General features: G+C 75.0%; 10 protein-coding genes. 5 read left to right on the forward strand and 5 right to left on the reverse strand.

Annotated features, from left to right (window positions below; genetic code table 11):
* Nucleotides 1-13 precede the first annotated feature (13 nt).
* Nucleotides 14-2,092 (reverse strand): SpoIIE family protein phosphatase, encoded by a 2,079-nt coding sequence (locus tag AB0P35_RS08860; protein WP_363508335.1) that lies wholly within the window; start codon nucleotides 2,090-2,092, stop codon nucleotides 14-16.
* Between the two features lie 150 nt (nucleotides 2,093-2,242).
* On the opposite strand from AB0P35_RS08860, the gene AB0P35_RS08865 reads away from it, so the two are divergent.
* Entirely contained in the window at nucleotides 2,243-3,919 is a 1,677-nt protein-coding gene (locus AB0P35_RS08865) for a SpoIIE family protein phosphatase (protein ID WP_363508338.1), read from the forward strand.
* 3 nt (nucleotides 3,920-3,922) lie between these two features.
* Here AB0P35_RS08865 and AB0P35_RS08870 read toward each other — a convergent pair whose 3' ends face one another.
* On the reverse strand, nucleotides 3,923-6,004 hold the full coding sequence (locus tag AB0P35_RS08870) for an MDR family MFS transporter (protein ID WP_363508341.1): 2,082 nt from the start codon (nucleotides 6,002-6,004) through the stop codon (nucleotides 3,923-3,925).
* 102 nt (nucleotides 6,005-6,106) lie between these two features.
* Between AB0P35_RS08870 and AB0P35_RS08875 the strand changes: the two genes are divergently transcribed.
* Both AB0P35_RS08875 and AB0P35_RS08880 read left to right on the forward strand, forming a co-directional pair.
* Complete coding sequence (locus AB0P35_RS08875; protein WP_363508344.1) at nucleotides 6,107-6,634, forward strand: 2'-5' RNA ligase family protein; 528 nt, start codon at nucleotides 6,107-6,109, stop codon at nucleotides 6,632-6,634.
* Between the two features lie 329 nt (nucleotides 6,635-6,963).
* Nucleotides 6,964-8,526: an ATP-dependent DNA ligase gene (locus tag AB0P35_RS08880; RefSeq protein WP_363508347.1), complete on the forward strand. Its 1,563-nt coding sequence runs from the start codon at nucleotides 6,964-6,966 to the stop codon at nucleotides 8,524-8,526.
* A 7-nt stretch (nucleotides 8,527-8,533) separates the two neighbouring features.
* On the opposite strand, the gene AB0P35_RS08885 is transcribed toward AB0P35_RS08880, so the two are convergent.
* The gene (locus tag AB0P35_RS08885) at nucleotides 8,534-9,484 is read right to left on the reverse strand and encodes an RluA family pseudouridine synthase (RefSeq protein ID WP_363508350.1); all 951 of its coding nucleotides are present in this window, start codon (nucleotides 9,482-9,484) and stop codon (nucleotides 8,534-8,536) included.
* 118 nt (nucleotides 9,485-9,602) lie between these two features.
* Between AB0P35_RS08885 and AB0P35_RS08890 the strand changes: the two genes are divergently transcribed.
* A complete protein-coding gene (locus AB0P35_RS08890; protein ID WP_363508353.1) occupies nucleotides 9,603-13,322 on the forward strand; it encodes a SpoIIE family protein phosphatase in 3,720 nt (1,239 codons plus the stop codon).
* Between the two features lie 129 nt (nucleotides 13,323-13,451).
* On the forward strand, nucleotides 13,452-13,739 hold the full coding sequence (locus tag AB0P35_RS08895; protein ID WP_095876095.1) for a hypothetical protein: 288 nt from the start codon (nucleotides 13,452-13,454) through the stop codon (nucleotides 13,737-13,739).
* 70 nt (nucleotides 13,740-13,809) lie between these two features.
* On the opposite strand, the gene AB0P35_RS08900 is transcribed toward AB0P35_RS08895, so the two are convergent.
* Nucleotides 13,810-14,577 carry a 3-oxoacyl-ACP reductase gene (locus tag AB0P35_RS08900; RefSeq protein WP_095876096.1) on the reverse strand — a complete coding sequence of 256 codons (768 nt, stop codon included), beginning with the start codon at nucleotides 14,575-14,577 and terminating at the stop codon, nucleotides 13,810-13,812.
* 5 nt (nucleotides 14,578-14,582) lie between these two features.
* Nucleotides 14,583-15,947 (reverse strand): aldehyde dehydrogenase family protein, encoded by a 1,365-nt coding sequence (locus AB0P35_RS08905; protein WP_363508357.1) that lies wholly within the window; start codon nucleotides 15,945-15,947, stop codon nucleotides 14,583-14,585.
* Nucleotides 15,948-15,970: the final 23 nt, after the last annotated feature.

Here is a 15,970-nt window from a genome sequence, read left to right on the forward strand (position 1 = left end):
TCCAACGAGTCGATCATGCGATGGTTGCGGCCCCCACCGGCCCGGGGACGCGCTGCTCGGACCAGACGGTCTTGCCGCGCTCCCCGTACCGGGTGCCCCAGGTGCGGCTCAGGTGCATCACCAGGAACAGGCCGCGGCCGCCCTCGTCCCCGCTGCGGGCGAGCCGCATGTGCGGGGCGGCGGAGTTGCCGTCGGTCACCTCGCAGAGCAGGCCGCGGTCGCGGATCAGCCGCAGCCGGACGGGCCCCCGGCCGTAGCGGATCGCGTTGGTCACGAGCTCGCTGACGATCAGTTCGGTGTCGTCGGCGATCGCGTCCAGCCCCCAGGCGGTGAGCTGCTGGGAGACGAGGGTGCGGGCGGTGGCGACCACGGCCGGGTCGGCGGGCAGCGTCCAGATGGCGACCCGGTCGCTGCCGAACACCTTCGTCCGGGCGAGCAGCAGCAGCGCGTCCTCGTCCAGGCGGTGCGGCACGGCGGCGTACGCGACGTCGTCGCAGAGTTCGCGCAGGCTGCGGTCGGGGTGCGCGAGCAGGCGGCGCAGCCGGTCCCGGCCGGCCGGGTCGCCGGGGTCGGCGCCGGCGGTGAGGCCGCGGGTGTGCAGGGCGAGCAGGCTGCCCTCGGGCAGCTCGGTGGTGACCGCCTCGTAGCCCTCGCCGCCGCCGCGCCCGAGGGCGGGGCCGACGGGCACCTCGAAGTCGAGCAGCCCGCCGTCGCGGGCGATCGGCACCAGCGTCGGGTGGCCGGCCGCGGCGGCGCTGCACCGGCCGGTCACCGGGTCGTAGACGAGGTAGAGGCAGCTCGCGGCGACGGCCGGCCCGCCCGGTTCCGGGACGGTCTCCTCGTCGAGGCGCCGCACCGTTTCGTCGAGGGCGCCGAGCAGTTCTTCGGGCGGGAGGTCCTGGCGGGCCAGCGTCTGCACGACGGTGCGCAGCTGGCCCATGGTGGCGGCCGCCTCCACGCCGCGTCCGGCGACGGTGCCGCAGACCAGGGCGACCCGCCCGCCGGAGAGCGGGACGACGTCGAACCAGTCGGCGCCGGCGTCGCCGGACAGGTGCAGGTAGGCGGTGTCGACGGCGGGCAGGTCGGGCGGCCGGGCGGGCAGCAGGCGGCGCTGCAGCGTGGTGGCGATGGTCCGCTCGTACAGGTACTGCCAGGCCCGGTGGACGCTGAGCGCCGTCCGGTCGGCGAGCTCGGCCGCGAGTTCGAGGTCCTGCTCGTCGTACGGGGTCTCGGTGCCGGCGCGGATGAAGACGGCGAGGCCGAGCGCCGTGCCGTGCACGGTGAGCGGGGCGACGACCAGCGAGTGGGCGCCGGCCTCGGCGAGCCGCCGGGCCCGTGCCGGGTCGGCGGCCAGTAGCGGCTCGTCCGCGGTGAGGCGGGCGATCAGCCGGGGGCGGTGGTCGTGCAGGCTCTGGGTGAGCACGGTCGGGAAGGTCAGCGAGATCAGCGTGCCGGTGGGCACCGAGGAGCGGAACTGCTCGACGGAGCGGAGCACGGTCCGGCGCAGCGGCGCGTCGGCGGCGACCGGGCCGACGGGCAGTCGGCGGCCGCGCAGGACGTCGTCCAGCAGGTCGACGATCACGGTGTCGGCGAAGCGTCCGATCGCCACCTCGGCGAGTTCCCCGGCGGTCGCGGAGGCGTCCAGCGTGGAGCCGATCAGCCGCTGCGCGTCGTGCAGGATCGCCAGCCGCTCGGCGGTGGCCTGCTGCTCGGTGATGTCCTCGACCATCACGGCGAGGCCGAGCACCCGCCCGCCGGGGGCGCTCAGCCGGAAGACCGAGAGCGAGGCGACCATCTGGTGCTCCGGGTCGTGCGGCGGGGTCCCGGCGATCTGCAGGCGACGCACCGAGTTGCCGGTGGCGAGGACGGCCCGGGCGACCTCGGTCAGCTTCTCGTGCGGGAAGCCGGGGGCGAACTCCTCGACCGTCCGGCCGACCACGGCGTCCGGCGGCAGGCCCCGCATCCCGCGCGCCGCCGTGTTGAACCGCACCACCCGCAGGTCGGGGTCGAGCACGAACAGTCCGGCCGGGGCGCGGGTGAACAGCGCCTCCAGCAGCGCGGCGTCGGTGCGGTCGCGGTCGTTCGGCTCCACGGGTGCACCCCTCTCCTGGCAAGGGCCTGATCTCCACCTTGTCAGCGCCCCGGCGCGCGGCAAGTCGGCACCGGGCGGCGTGCGGATGCAGCCCGGTGGCCCGCCCGCGACGATGGAGGGCAGACCTGCTGCCGGAAGGCGGTGACGCCCGTGGCCGACGACCGGGTGTGGCGCGTGCTGCCGTCCCCGCTCCGCGAGCTGCTGGAGGGCACGCCGGGCGCCGTCGGCGTCCTCGACACCGACCTGCGGTACGTGTACGTGAACGCGGCGCTGGCCCGGATGAACGGCGCGCCCGCCGCCGACCACATCGGCCGCACCATCGCCGAGATCGTGCCCGGCATCGACGCCCGGCTCGACGTGCTGCGGGCCGTGCTCGCGGACGGCGTCCCCCGCGAGACCACCTCCAGCGGCCAGACCCGGGTGCCCTCCCCGCTGGTTCGCCGCTGGTTCCACGGCGCCTACCACCGGCTGGAGGTGGACGGCCGCATCATCGGCCTGGCCGGCATCGTCCTGGAGGTCACCGCCTCCCGGCAGCAGCAGGACGAACTGGAACGCGCCCGCGAACGGCTCGCCATGCTCGACAGCGCCTCCACCCGGATCGGCACCACCCTCGACATGGACGCCACCTGCGTGGAACTCGCCCGCTTCCTCGTCCCGGAACTGGGCGACGCCGCCTCGGTGGACGTGCTGCCGCCCGACGACGCCCCCGACCCGCACACCGCCCCCGGCACCCTGCGGCTGCGCCGCGCCTCCCTGGTGGCCGTGCCCGAACTCGAGGAGTGTGCGCGGGCGCTCGGCAAGACCGGCGAGCACATCGACCACCAGCCCGGATCGGCCGCCCGGCGCGCCCTGGAGACCGGCCGACCGGTGGTGGAGAACCTGCCGACCGACGAACGCCTCGGCCGGGCCGCGGCGAGCGCCGACCGGCTGGCGGCGCTGCGCCGCGGCGGCGTGCACTCCGGGATGGTGGTGCCGCTGGTGGCCCGTGGCCGGGCGCTCGGCACGGTCACCCTGATCCGGGCCGGCGACTCCCCGCTGTTCACACCGGAGGACGCGGTGGTGGTCACGGACCTGGCGCTGCGGGCCGCGGTCAGCATCGACAACGCCCGGCGCTTCACCCGCGAGCACGGCATCGCCCTCGACCTGCAGCGCGCCCTGCTCGCCGAACCGGGCGCCCCGCACCCCGGCCTGGAGGTGGCCTTCCGCTACCGGCCCGCCGGGGCCAGCGCCCTGGTCGGCGGCGACTTCTACGAGACCGTGGCCCGGCCGGACGGCACCACCCTGCTGGCGATCGGCGACGTCATGGGGCACAGCCTGGAGGCCGCCGTCGAGATGAGCCACTACCAGGCGATGCTGCGGATGGTCGCCGCCGGGAACCTGCCGCCGGGTCGCGTCCTGGACCGGATGGACCGGCTGACCGCCCCGCTGCCCACCGGCCGCCCGGCCACCTGCCTCGCGGTGGTGATGTCGCCGCGGACGGGTCTGTGCACCTTCGCCAGCGCCGGGCACCTGCCGCCCGCCATGGTCGCCCCCGACGGCACGGTCCGACTGCTGCCGGTCGAACCGGGGCCGCCGCTCGCCGCCGGGTTCGGCGGCTTCCCCGAGGCCACCGCGCAGTGCCCGCCCGGCCACCACCTGCTGCTGTACACGGACGGCCTGGTCGAACGCCGCGACGAGGCCATCGACGCCTCCCTGGCCCGGCTGACCCGCCTGCGGCTGCCCCCGGACGCCGGCGGCGAACAACTCCTGGACGCCGTCCTCGCCGGCCTCTCCCCCACCGCCGACGACGACGTCGCGCTCCTCACGGCGACGCTGCGGGGCGGGTGACGCCTACCGGCTGCCCGCACCGGCCGTGGTCCCCGGTTCCCGGGACGGGAGCCCTTCGGTGAGGTCCTCGGCGATGAGGCGTTTGGCGATCGCGTCGACGGCGGCCCGCAGTTCGGCGCTGCGCGGGCGGCCTGCCTCGTGTTCGAGCTGCTCGTTCAGCCACTGGGCCCAGGCGTGGCTGATCTTGGCCGCCTCGTCCTGCCCTGCCTCGGTGTGCATGTAGTAGCCGTTCACCCGGGAGAGCCAGCCCGCCGTGACGGCCCGGTCGAAGACCGGTTCGAGCACTTCGCCGGGCAGCCTGCGGCGGGCCGCGATCAGCGGGAGGGAGGCGTGGCCGACCGTCCGGGTGAAGAGTTCGACCTGCATGACGGCCCAGGCCAGGGCGATGTCCAGCCGGGTGCCGGACCGGTCGACGATCTGCCGGGCGGTCTCCTGGTCGGTACCGCGGATGATCTTCGCGACGGAGAGTTCGAGCACCCGGGCGGGGTCCCCGGACACCGGGGAGGCGAAGCCCTCGCCCATGTCGGTGGAGCTGGCACGGGTGGAGTCGCGGAGCTTCACCTGCTTGAGGAAGAGCGCGACGACGAAGCCGATCACGGCGACCGGCACCGTCCAGAGGAAGACGGTGTGCAGGGCCTCCGCGTAGGCGTCGATGATCGGTGCGGCCTGGTCGGCGGGCAGTTCGTGCAGGGACTTGGGGTTCTCGGCGGCGCGGGCGAGTGCGGCCGGGTCGGCGCCGGTGAGCCGGGCGGCGGTGGCGATGCCCTCGCCGAGCCGGTCGCCCAGGGTGTTGGTGTAGATGGTGCCGAACACGGCCGTGCCGAAGGAGCTGCCCAGGGTGCGGAAGAAGGTGACACCCGAGGTGGAGGTGCCGAGGTCGGCGTAGTCGACGGTGTTCTGCACCGCGATGGTGAGCACCTGCATGCACAGGCCGATGCCGGCGCCGAGCACCAGCATGTACAGGGACTGCAGCCAGGACGCGGTGTCGGCGTCCATCCGCGAGAGCAGGTACAGGCCGACGGCCATCACGGCCGAGCCGACGATCGGGAAGATCCGGTAGCGGCCGGTGCGGCTGACCATGGTGCCGCTGAACACCGAGGCGATCAGCAGGCCGAAGACCATCGGCAGGGTCCGCACGCCGGAGACGGTGGCCGAGTCGCCGTCGACGTACTGCAGGAAGGTCGGCAGGAAGGTCAACGCGCCGAGCATCGCGAAGCCGACGATGAAGCTGAGCACCGCGCAGACCGTGAAGACCGGGTTGCGGAACAGCCGCATCGGCAGCATCGGTTCGGCGGCGCGGGTCTCGACCCAGCAGAACAGCCCGAGCGCGACCGCGCCGCCGACGAACAGCCCGAGGATGACCGGCGAGCTCCAGGCGTACTCGTTGCCGCCCCAGCTGGTCGCCAGGATCACCGAGCTCGCGCCGACGGCGACCAGGGCGATCCCCAGGTAGTCGATCACCGGGCGGCCGGCGGCGCGGACCGAGGGGATCGTCCGGGCCGCGGCGAGGACCACGACGATCGCGATCGGCACGTTGACGTAGAAGGCCCAGCGCCAGGTCAGGTGGTCGGTGAACAGGCCGCCGAGCAGCGGCCCGATGACGGTGGCGACGCCGAAGACGGCACCGATCGCACCCTGGTACTTTCCGCGCTCGCGCAGCGGGATGACGTCGGCGATCAGCGCCATCGAGGTGACCATCAGGCCGCCGGCGCCGACGCCCTGCATGGCCCGCCAGGCGATCAGCATCAGCATGTTGGTCGACAGGCCGCACAGGAAGGAGCCGGTGATGAAGACGATCGCCGACACCTGGAAGACCAGCTTGCGGCCGAACAGGTCGCCGAACTTGCCGACCAGCGCCGTGGTCACCGTCTCGGCCAGCAGGTACGAGGTGACCACCCAGGACATGTGCTGGGCGCCGCCGAGGTCGGAGACGATGGTCGGCAGTGCGGTGCCGACGATGGTCTGGTCGAGAGCGGCCAGCAGCATGCCGAGCATGATCGTGACGAAGACGACGTTGCGCTGCCGCCGGTCCAGGACGGGCGGCGCGGCGGCCGGGGCCGCGGGGCTGGTCTCACTGGTGGTCACCCTCGCATGGTCGCCCCGGCGGAGGGCGGGCGCCCGCGTTGGGCCGCCGCGGCGGTGAACCCCGTCGGCGGGGGCCCGCCGGCCGGCCCGTAGCGTGGGCGCATGCAGACCGTCGAGCTGACCTGTGCGCCCGCGCTCGACGCGGCGGTGCGCGAGGTCTGGCAGCAGCTCTCCGAGGCCGGGGTGGCCAGCCTTGCGCACAACATCCATCCGGGGCACCGCCCGCACCTGACCCTGGCGGCCTGCGGGGCGGCGCCCGAGGGCGCGCTGGACGCGGTGGGCGAGCTGCTGGCCGAGGTGCTGCCGCTGCCGGTGCGGCTGACCGGGCTGCTGTCGTTCTCCGCGCGCAGCCGGCGGCGGGTGCTGAGCTGGGCGGTGGTGCCGACCTTCGAACTGGTCGACCTGCACCGCCGGGTCTGGCTGCTGCTGGACGACGCCGAGGACCCGAACCCGCACTACCGGCCCGGCCGCTGGGCCCCGCACGTCGGCCTCACCCGCCGACTGGAACCCGCGGAGCTCGGCCTCGCCCACGCCGTGCTGGGCCGCCACCCCGATCTGACCGGCCACTTCGACGCGGGCCGCAGCTACGACGGCCTCACCGGCGCCACCACACCGCTCGGCACCGGCTGACGCCCCGCCGGACGGCGCCCCGCAGGCCCACCCGCCCGCGCCGCGGCGGACGGCCCCGTCGCCCGCAGCACTGCACGCCCGCACCCGGTGCCCCGACGCGGCACGCATGGCGATACCCCCCGCGCACCTGTGCCTTCCCGCCGGGGCGCGAGGGCACGGCCCGCCAACCGCCCGTCGGGCGATACCGCTCGCCGCCGCCCCACGGCCCGCAGCGCTGCGAGCCGGGCTCACCGGTGCCTCCCGGGATCGCCGCCGGGCCGTGTCCTCCGCCCCCGGCACCGTGTGCTCCGACGGGACCGGGGCCTTCGGGCGGGGCAGGATGGCGGGGAGTGACCGCCTCGGGACGGGAGTACGTCGTGCTGGAACGTGTCGCCCGGGTGTCGGAGGCCGTGGCCGCCGAGGCGGGCCGGACCGCGAAGATCGCCCTGCTGGCGGACTGCCTGCGGGAGCTGGGCCCGCACGAGGCGCCGTCCGCGGTCGCGCTGCTGTCCGGCGAGTCCCGCCGGATGCGGGTCGGCGTCGGGTACGCGGCGCTGCGCGAGCTGCCGCCGCCGGCCGAGGCGGCCTCGCTCGGGGTCGCCGAGACGGAGGAGCTGCTCGGTGAGCTGGCGGCGGTGCACGGCCGTGGCGCGCAGGCCGCCCGCCGGGCGCTGCTGGACGGGCTGTTCGGGCGGGCCACCGGGACGGAGCAGCGGCTGCTGCGCGGGGTGCTGGTCGGCGAGCTGCGGCAGGGCGCGCTGGACGGGGTGATGGCGGAGGCGGTGGCGAAGGCGGCCGCGGTGCCGGCCGCGGCGGTGCGGCGGGCGCTGATGTTCCGCGGCTCGGCGCGGGCGGTCGCCGGGGCGGCGCTCACCGGCGGGTCCGGGGCGCTGGCCGCCTTCGGCCTGGAGGTGGGCCGGCCGGTGCGGCCGATGCTGGCCTCCTCGGCCCCGGGGGTGGCCGAGGCGCTGGCGAAGCTCGGCCCGGCCGCGCTGGAGTGGAAGCTGGACGGCATCCGGGTGCAGGTGCACCGGGACGGCGACGAGGTCGGGGTGTTCACCCGCAGCCTGGACGACATCACCGCGCGGGTGCCGGAGCTGGTCGAGGCCGCGCGGGCGCTGCCGGTCCGCTCGGCCGTGCTGGACGGCGAGGCGATCGCGCTCGGCCCGGACGGGCGGCCGCGGCCGTTCCAGGTGACGGCGGCCCGCACGGCGTCCCGGCAGGACCCGGAGCGGCTGCGCGCCGAGGTGCCGCTGCACCCTTACTTCTTCGACCTGCTGCACCTGGACGGCGCCGATCTGGTGGACGAGCCGGGCGAGCGGCGCTGGGCCGCGCTGGCGGGCCTGGTCGGGGAGCCGCAGCGGGTGCCCCGGCTGGTCACGGGCGACCCGGAGGAGGCGGCCGGCTTCCTGGCCGGTGCGCTCGGGCACGGCCACGAGGGCGTGGTGGTCAAGGATCCGGCTGCGCCGTACGAGGCGGGCCGGCGCGGCGCCGGGTGGATCAAGGTGAAGCCGCACCACACCCTGGACCTGGTGGTGCTGGCGGCCGAGTGGGGCACCGGCCGGCGGCGCGGATGGCTGAGCAATCTGCACCTGGGGGCGCGGTCGGGCGGTGCGGCGGGGCTGCCGGAGTGGGTGATGCTCGGCAAGACCTTCAAGGGGCTGACCGACGAACTGCTGGCCTGGCAGACCCGGGAGCTGCTCGCCCGGGAGACCGGTCGCGGCGACTACGACGTGCAGGTGCGGCCCGAGCTGGTGGTGGAGATCGCCTTCGACGGCCTGCAGCGCAGCCCCCGCTACCCGGCGGGCCTGGCGCTGCGGTTCGCCCGGGTGGTGCGCTACCGGCCGGACAAGACCGCCGCGGAGGCGGACACCGTCGCCACCGTACGGGCCCTCGCCGCGGAGGGCCTCTGAGCCGGTGTCACTCCCCGGCCTCCCAGGCCGGGCGGGAGGTCCAGGCGCGCAGTGTGCGGCGGCTGTCGAAGCGCAGCGGCTCCTTGCTCACCGGGTCGGTGAACTCCAGTGTCGCCGCGAGGAGTTGCAGCGGGCGCCGGAAGTCGTCCGGGGCCGGTTCGGTGAGTACCCGCGGGTAGAGCGGGTCGCCGAGGATGGGCAGGCCGAGCGAGGCCATGTGCAGCCGCAGCTGGTGGGTGCGGCCGGTGTGCGGGTGCAGCCGGTAGCGGCCGAGGCCGTCCCGGTGCTCGGCGAGTTCGATCCGGCTCTCGCTGTTGGGCTCGCCGGGGACCTCGCGGGCGGCGAGTTCGCCGCGCTCCTTGACGATCCGGCTGCGCACGGTGGCGGGCATCGGCCGCTGCGGGTCGTACCCGGCGATCGCCTCGTACTCCTTGCGGACGGCGCGGCGCTCGAACAGGCCCTGGTAGGCGCCGCGGAGCTCGGGGCGGGCGACGAACAGCACCAGCCCGGCGGTGAGCCGGTCCAGGCGGTGTGCCGGGCCGAGGGCGGGCAGGTCGAGGTCGCGGCGCAGTCGGGCGAGGACCGTCTCGGTGACGTGCCGGCCGCGCGGGGTGGTGGACAGGAAGTGCGGCTTGTCGACGACGACGATCCGCTCGTCCCGGTGCAGCACCTCGACGGCGAACGGCACCGGGGTCTCCGGTGCCAGCTCACGGTGGAACCAGACGTACGCGCCGGGCCGGTACGGGGTGTCGGCGGCGAGCGGGCCCTCGGCCGTGACGAAGACGCCGGTGCGCAGCATCTCCGCCACCCCCTCGGCGCCGACGGCCCGGCCGTAACGCTCCAGCAGGTAGGCGCCCGCCGTCGGCCACGGCCCGTCCGGCGGCAGCCGGAGCCGGACCGCGTCGATGCCGTCCCGCTGCGGCAGCGGGCTCGCCGGGATGCCTGACCTGCGTCTCACCGTACGCACCCTATCGGCCCAACCGGGGCGCCCGGACGGCCGTGCACTCCTCTGGGCGGGCTCCGGCAGCCATGGGAGGATGGCAGGGCGGAAAGCCGATCTCTGGACGGTGCCTGGCATGGACAATCCCGAGCAGGGCACGAGCCCGCCGAACCGCCGGGATCCGGCTGCGGACGGGCCCGGTCGGCACGCCCCGGACGGGCTGCTGATGGTGCCGATCGCGACGGCGCTGATCGCCGACGACGGCCGCATCCTGCACTGGTCCCGCGACGCGGAGACGCTGCTCGGCTACAGCACCAAGGAGGCGGTCGGCGAGTTCGCCGCGAACCTGCTGATCACCGAGGACCAGCGGCAGGACGTGCTCGGCCTGTTCGAGCGGATCCTCAACGGCCGTGCCTGGTCCGGGGTCTTCCCGGTCAAGCACCGCGAGGGCCACCACGTGAACCTGGAGTTCCGCACCCACCCGATCGCCGGCCCCGACGGGCGGCCGCTCGTCCTGGCGGTGGCCTCGGACGTCACCGCGCTGCGCCGGCTGCAGGCGGACCTGGCGGTGCTGGACGGGTTCTTCACCCAGTCACCGGTCGGCATGGCGGTGTACGACGCGGAGCTGCGGTTCGTCCGGCTGAACGAGGCGCTGGCGCGGATCAACGGCATCCCGGTCGCGGAGCACCTGGGCCGGCGGGTCACCGACGTGCTGCCCGGCATCAACGGCCGCGAGGTCGAGGCGGTGATGCGCAAGGTGCTGGACGGCGGGCCGCCGGTGGTCGACTCCCGCTCGCACGGCCGCACCCCGGGCGACCCGACGCACGACCACGCCTGGTCGGCCTCGTACTTCAAGCTGGAGGAGCCCGGCGGGCACGTGCTGGGCGTCAGCTCGACGATCGTCGACGTCACCGAGCGGTACCGGGCCGAGCACGCCGCCGCGCTGGCCCGGGAGCGGCTGACCGTGCTGGCCGACGCCACCGCGTCCATCGGCACCACGCTGGACCTGCGGCAGACCGCCCGGGAGCTCGCCGAGGTGATCGTGCCGCGGCTCGCCGACGCCGTCGGCGTGTTCGCCCTGGAGCACCTGGTCTCCGGCGCGGACGCGGTCGCCGCGGACGACGGGCTGCGGGTGCGCCGGCTCGCCGTGGCCACCGCCGACCCGGAGCACCCGATCGCCGAACTGCCGACCGAGGCGGTGTACCGGATCCCGCCCGGGTCGGTGTACGAGCAGGCGCTGACCTCCGGCCGGACGGTCGTCGCCCCGAACTGGGACCTGCCGCTGCTCGCCGACGAGGCGCTCACCGAGCGTGTCCGCGACTACCTCGACGACCGGCCGCGGCCGGTGCGGGTGGCGCCGCTGGTCGCCCGCGGCACGGTGCTCGGCATGGTGGTGTACTCGCGCAGCCCCGACCGGGAGGGCTTCGGCCCGGAGGACAGCACCCTCGGCGACGAGCTCGCCTCCCGCGCCGCCGTCGCCATCGACAACGCCCGGCTCTACCTGCACCAACAGCAGACCGCACAGGCCCGCGAGCAGGCACTCACCGAGGCCCGGGCCGCGCAGGAGCGGCTCGCCCTCGTCAACGCCGCCTCGGCCCGGATCGGCACCACCCTCGACCTCACCCAGACCGCCCGGGAGCTCGCCGAGACCGCCAGCCCTCGGCTCGCCGACACCGTCGTCGTCGAGGTTCTGGACGCGCTGGTGCGCGGCGCCGAGACCAACGTGCCCGGCCGGGCCGACCGGTCCGCGGTGCTGCGCCGGATGGCCTTCCACACCGTGCCGGGCAGCGGCATGAGCCCGGTCGCCCCGGTCGGCAGCGTGCACCGCTTCCACCCGTCGACGCCGTACGCCTGGGTGCTCGCCCACCGGCGGCCGGTGCTGCTGCCGGAGCTGGACGAGCCCACGCTGAACTGGTTCAACGACGACCCGGAGCGGGCCGCCGCCGTCCGCGAGCAGCGCGTCCGCTCGGTCATGGTGGTGCCGCTGATCGCCCGCGGCTCCGCGGTCGGCGTCGCCACCTTCTACCGCAGCATCACCGAACGCCCCTACGACCAGGAGGACCTGCGGCTCGCCGGGGAGCTCGCCGCCCGGGCCGCCGTCTCCATCGACAACGCGCTGCTGTACACCCGCGAGCGGGACGCCGCCGAACAGCGCCAGCGCGCCCTGGAGGCGGCCGGCGCCGCGCAGGCCCGGCTCGCCCTGCTGAACGAGGCCTCCACCCGGATCGGCACCACCCTCGACCTGCAGCGGACCGCGCAGGAGCTGATCGACGTGGTGATCCCGCGGTTCGCCGACTTCGTCACCGTCGACCTGCTGGAGTCGGTGCTGGAGGGCGACGAGCCGGAGCCGGTGCCCCGGGACGGCTCGGTGATGCTGCGGGCCGTCGCGGTCGGCGAGGTGGGCGAGAACGGCACCATGATCGGGGCGGCCGACCCGGTCGGCGGCGGCTCGCGCTCCGCGCAGCTGTACGCGCAGAGCCTGCGCACCGGGCGGTCGATCCTGGTGCCGCACGTCGACGAGCAGGCGCTGCGCCGGATCGTCGCCCACCCGAACCGGATCGCGCCCAGCCTGGACGCGGGCGTCCACTCGTACCTGATGGTGCCGCTGCTGGCCCGCGGCACGGTGCTCGGCGGCGTCGAGTTCGTCCGCACCCACAACCCGGAGTCGTTCACCCACGCCGACGTGGCGCTCGCCGAGGAGCTCGCCGCCCGGGCCGCGGTCTGCATCGACAACGCCCGGATCTACCGGCGCGAGCGGGACACCGCGCTGACCCTGCAGCGCAGCCTGCTGCCGCAGGACGTGCACCGCACCCCCGGGTTGGAGATCGCCCACCGCTACCTGCCGAGCAGCGTGATCAGCGAGGTCGGCGGCGACTGGTTCGACGTGGTGCCGCTCAGCGGCGGCCGGGTCGCGCTGATCGTCGGCGACGTGATGGGCCACGGCATCCGGGCCGCCGCCACCATGGGCCAGCTGCGCACCGTCGCCCGGACGCTGATCACCCTGGAGATGGACCCGGCCCGGGTGCTTCGCCGGCTCGACGACGCGGCCGCCGCCATCGGCGAGAGCCAGTTCGCCACCTGCGTCTGCGTGCTCTTCGACCCGGTCGACCGGATCTGCACCGCCGCCACCGCCGGCCACCTGCCGCCCGTCATCGCCCGGGCCGACGGCTCCACCGAACTGCTCGAACTGCCGCCCGGCGCGCCGCTCGGCGTCGGCGGGGTGCCCTTCGAGTCGGTGCAAACCACCCTCGACGAGGACGCCATCCTGGTCCTCTACACCGACGGGCTGGTCGAGCGGCGCGGCCGCGACCTCGACGAGGGCATCGACCTGCTGCGCCGCACCGTCGCCGAGCGCCGCGACTCGCTGGAGCAGACCTGCGACGCGGTGCTGGCCGCGCTCGGCGCCGCCGCCGGGCAGGACGACATCGCGGTGATCATGGCGCACTCGCGGCCGATCGGCAGCGACCGGCTCGCCACCCTCACCCTGGCCGGGGACCGCGCGATGGTCCGGCACGCCCGGCGGTTCGCCCGCGACACGCTCACCGAGTGGGGGCTGAGCAGCCTCTCCGACATGGTCGAGCTGCTGACCAGCGAACTCATCACCAACGCCCTGGTGCACGCGGGCGCCCCCGTGCAGCTGCGGATGTTCCGCAACCAGGTGCTCACTGTGGAGGTCGCCGACCGCGACCGGCACGAGCCCCGGCTGCGCCGCGCCCGGGCCGAGGACGAGGGCGGCCGCGGCATGCACCTGGTCAACGAGCTGGCGCACCGCTGGGGGACGCGCAGCACCAAGGACGGCAAGGTGGTCTGGTACGAGCTGGAGCTGCCGCCCGGCGCCGGCCGGGGCGCCGCCTGAGGTCGCCCGGACGGCGCAGGGGCTGCTCCGTCGAGGTGAGGCGCACGGGTGATCGGGCCGTGTCGGTTCGTACGCGGGCGGTGCGGGCCGCAGGATCGGTGCCGTCCGGCTTCCCGACCAGGAGGACTCATGCGCTCCAGCCTTGCCAGGATCACCACCGCCGCAGTCATCTCCGGCCTCGCCGTCTTCGGCGCGGCGGGCGCGGCCTCCGCCGACGACTCGCTCGCCGTCGGCGGCAACGTCTCCTCCGCCGACGGCGGTGCCCTCGCGGTCGGCGGCGACGCCGAGGCGCTCGTCGAGCACGCGCTCGCGGTGGGCGGCGACGCCTCCTCCGCGGAGGGCTGGGCCTTCGCCGTGGGCGGCGACGCCTACGGCAACGGCCTCGCCGGCGCGGTCGGCGGGGACTCGTCCTCCTGACCCCGTGACGACCGGCGGAGGCCGGACGGCGCCCCCCGGCCGCCCGGCCTCCGCCCTGTCCCGGTGCGGGCTACTGCGGGGTGACGTACGCGCCGGAGATGCCGCCGTCCACCAGGAAGGTGTTGGCGGTCATGAACGAGGAGTCGTCGCTGGCGAGGAAGGCCACCGCGGCGGCGATCTCCTCGGGCTCGGCGAACCGGCCGAGCGGGATGTGCACCAGTCGGCGGGCCGCCCGCTCCGGGTCCTTCGCGAACAGCTCCTGCAGCAGCGGGGTGTTGACCGGACCCGGGCAGAGCGCGTTGATCCGGATGCCCTCGCGGGCGAACTGCACGCCCAGCTCCCGCGACATCGCCAGCACGCCGCCCTTGGAGGCGGAGTAGGAGATCTGCGAGGTCGCCGCGCCCATCACGGCCACGAAGGACGCGGTGTTGATGATCGAGCCCTTGCCCTGCCGCTGCATGTGCGGGATGGCGTACTTGCAGCACAGGTAGACGCTGGTCAGGTTGACGTCCTGGACGCGCTTCCACGCCTCCAGGCCGGTGGTGAGGATGGAGTCGTCGTCCGGCGGGGAGATGCCCGCGTTGTTGAACGCGATGTCCAGGCTGCCGTACTCCTCGACCGCCCGCTCGTACATGGCGCGCACCGCCGCCTCGTCGGTGACGTCGGCCTGCAGGAACAGGCCGCCGACCTCGTTCGCGGCCTTGGCGCCGGTCTCCTCGTCGAGGTCCACGCAGACCACCTTGGCCCCCTCCGCGGCGAACCGCCGCGCGGTGGCCAGGCCGATGCCGCTGCCCGCTCCGGTGATGACCGCCACCCGGCCGTCCAGTCGCTTGGTCATGCTGGTCACTCCTCCGTGGAGATGAAGACGTTCTTGGTTTCGGTGAAGGCACTGAGGGCGTCCGGGCCGAGCTCACGGCCCAGACCGGACTGCTTGAATCCGCCGAAGGGCGTCGAGTACCGCACCGAGGAGTGCGAGTTGACGGACAGGTTGCCCGCCTCCACACCCCGGGCGACGCGCAGCGCGCGGCCGACGTCCCTCGTCCAGATGGAACCGGAGAGGCCGTAGTCGGTGGCGTTGGCGATGCGGACGGCGTCCTCCTCGCCGCGGAAGGGCACCACCGCGACCACCGGGCCGAAGATCTCCTCGGTGAACGCCCGGTCCTCGTGCCGGACGGGCGCCAGCACGGTCGGCGGGTACCAGAAGCCGGGCCCCTCCGGCGCGCTGCCGCGGAAGGCCGCCTCGGTGACGTACGAGGCCACCCGCTCGCGGTGCGCGGCCGAGATCAGCGGGCCCATCTCGGTCTTCTCGTCGGCCGGGTCGCCGACCCGCACCCCGCGGACGGCCGGCTCCAGCAGCGCCATGAAGTCCTCGAACACCGACTCCTCGACCAGGATCCTGGACCGCGCGCAGCAGTCCTGGCCGGCGTTGTCGAAGACGGCGTACGGGGCGGTGGCGGCGGCCTTCGCGAGGTCGGCGTCGGCGAAGACGATGTTGGCGCTCTTGCCGCCGAGTTCGAGGGTCACCGGCTTCACCTGCGCGGCGCAGCCCGCCATGATCTCCTTGCCGACCCGGGTCGAGCCGGTGAACACCACCTTGCGGACGTCAGGGTGGGTCACGAAGCGCTGCCCGACCACCGGGCCGCGGCCCGGCAGGATCTCCAGGACGCCCTCCGGCAGGCCGGCCTGCAGGGCGAGTTCGCCGAGCCGCAGGGCGGTCAGCGGGGTGAGCTCGGCCGGCTTCAGGACGACGGTGTTGCCCGCGGCGAGGGCCGGGGCGAGGCCCCAGGCGGCGATCGGCATCGGGAAGTTCCACGGCACGATGATGCCGACGACGCCGAGCGGTTCCTGGAAGGTCACGTCGATCCCGCCGGCCACCGGGATCTGCCGACCGAACAGCCGTTCCGGGGCGGCCGCGTAGTACTCGATGACGTCGCGGGCGTTGCCCGCCTCCCAGCGGGCGTTGCCGACGGTGTGCCCGGCGTTGGCGACCTCCAGGGCGGCGAGGTGCTCGCGGTCCGCGTCGACCGCGGCGGCGAACGCCCGCAGCAGCCGGGCCCGGTCGGCCGGGGCGACCCGTCGCCACTGCTCGAACGCCGCCCTGGCCCGGGCGATCGCGGCGTCCGTCTCCGCCAGGCCCGCCATGTCGACGGTGGCGATCACCTCCTCGGTCGCCGGGTTGACCACCTCGTAGCGGTCGGGGTCGGTCATCAACGTGCTCCTTGACTCGAAGG

The sequence above is a fragment of the Kitasatospora sp. NPDC085879 genome (genome assembly GCF_040686255.1).
Taxonomy (GTDB): Bacteria; Actinomycetota; Actinomycetes; order Streptomycetales; family Streptomycetaceae; genus Kitasatospora.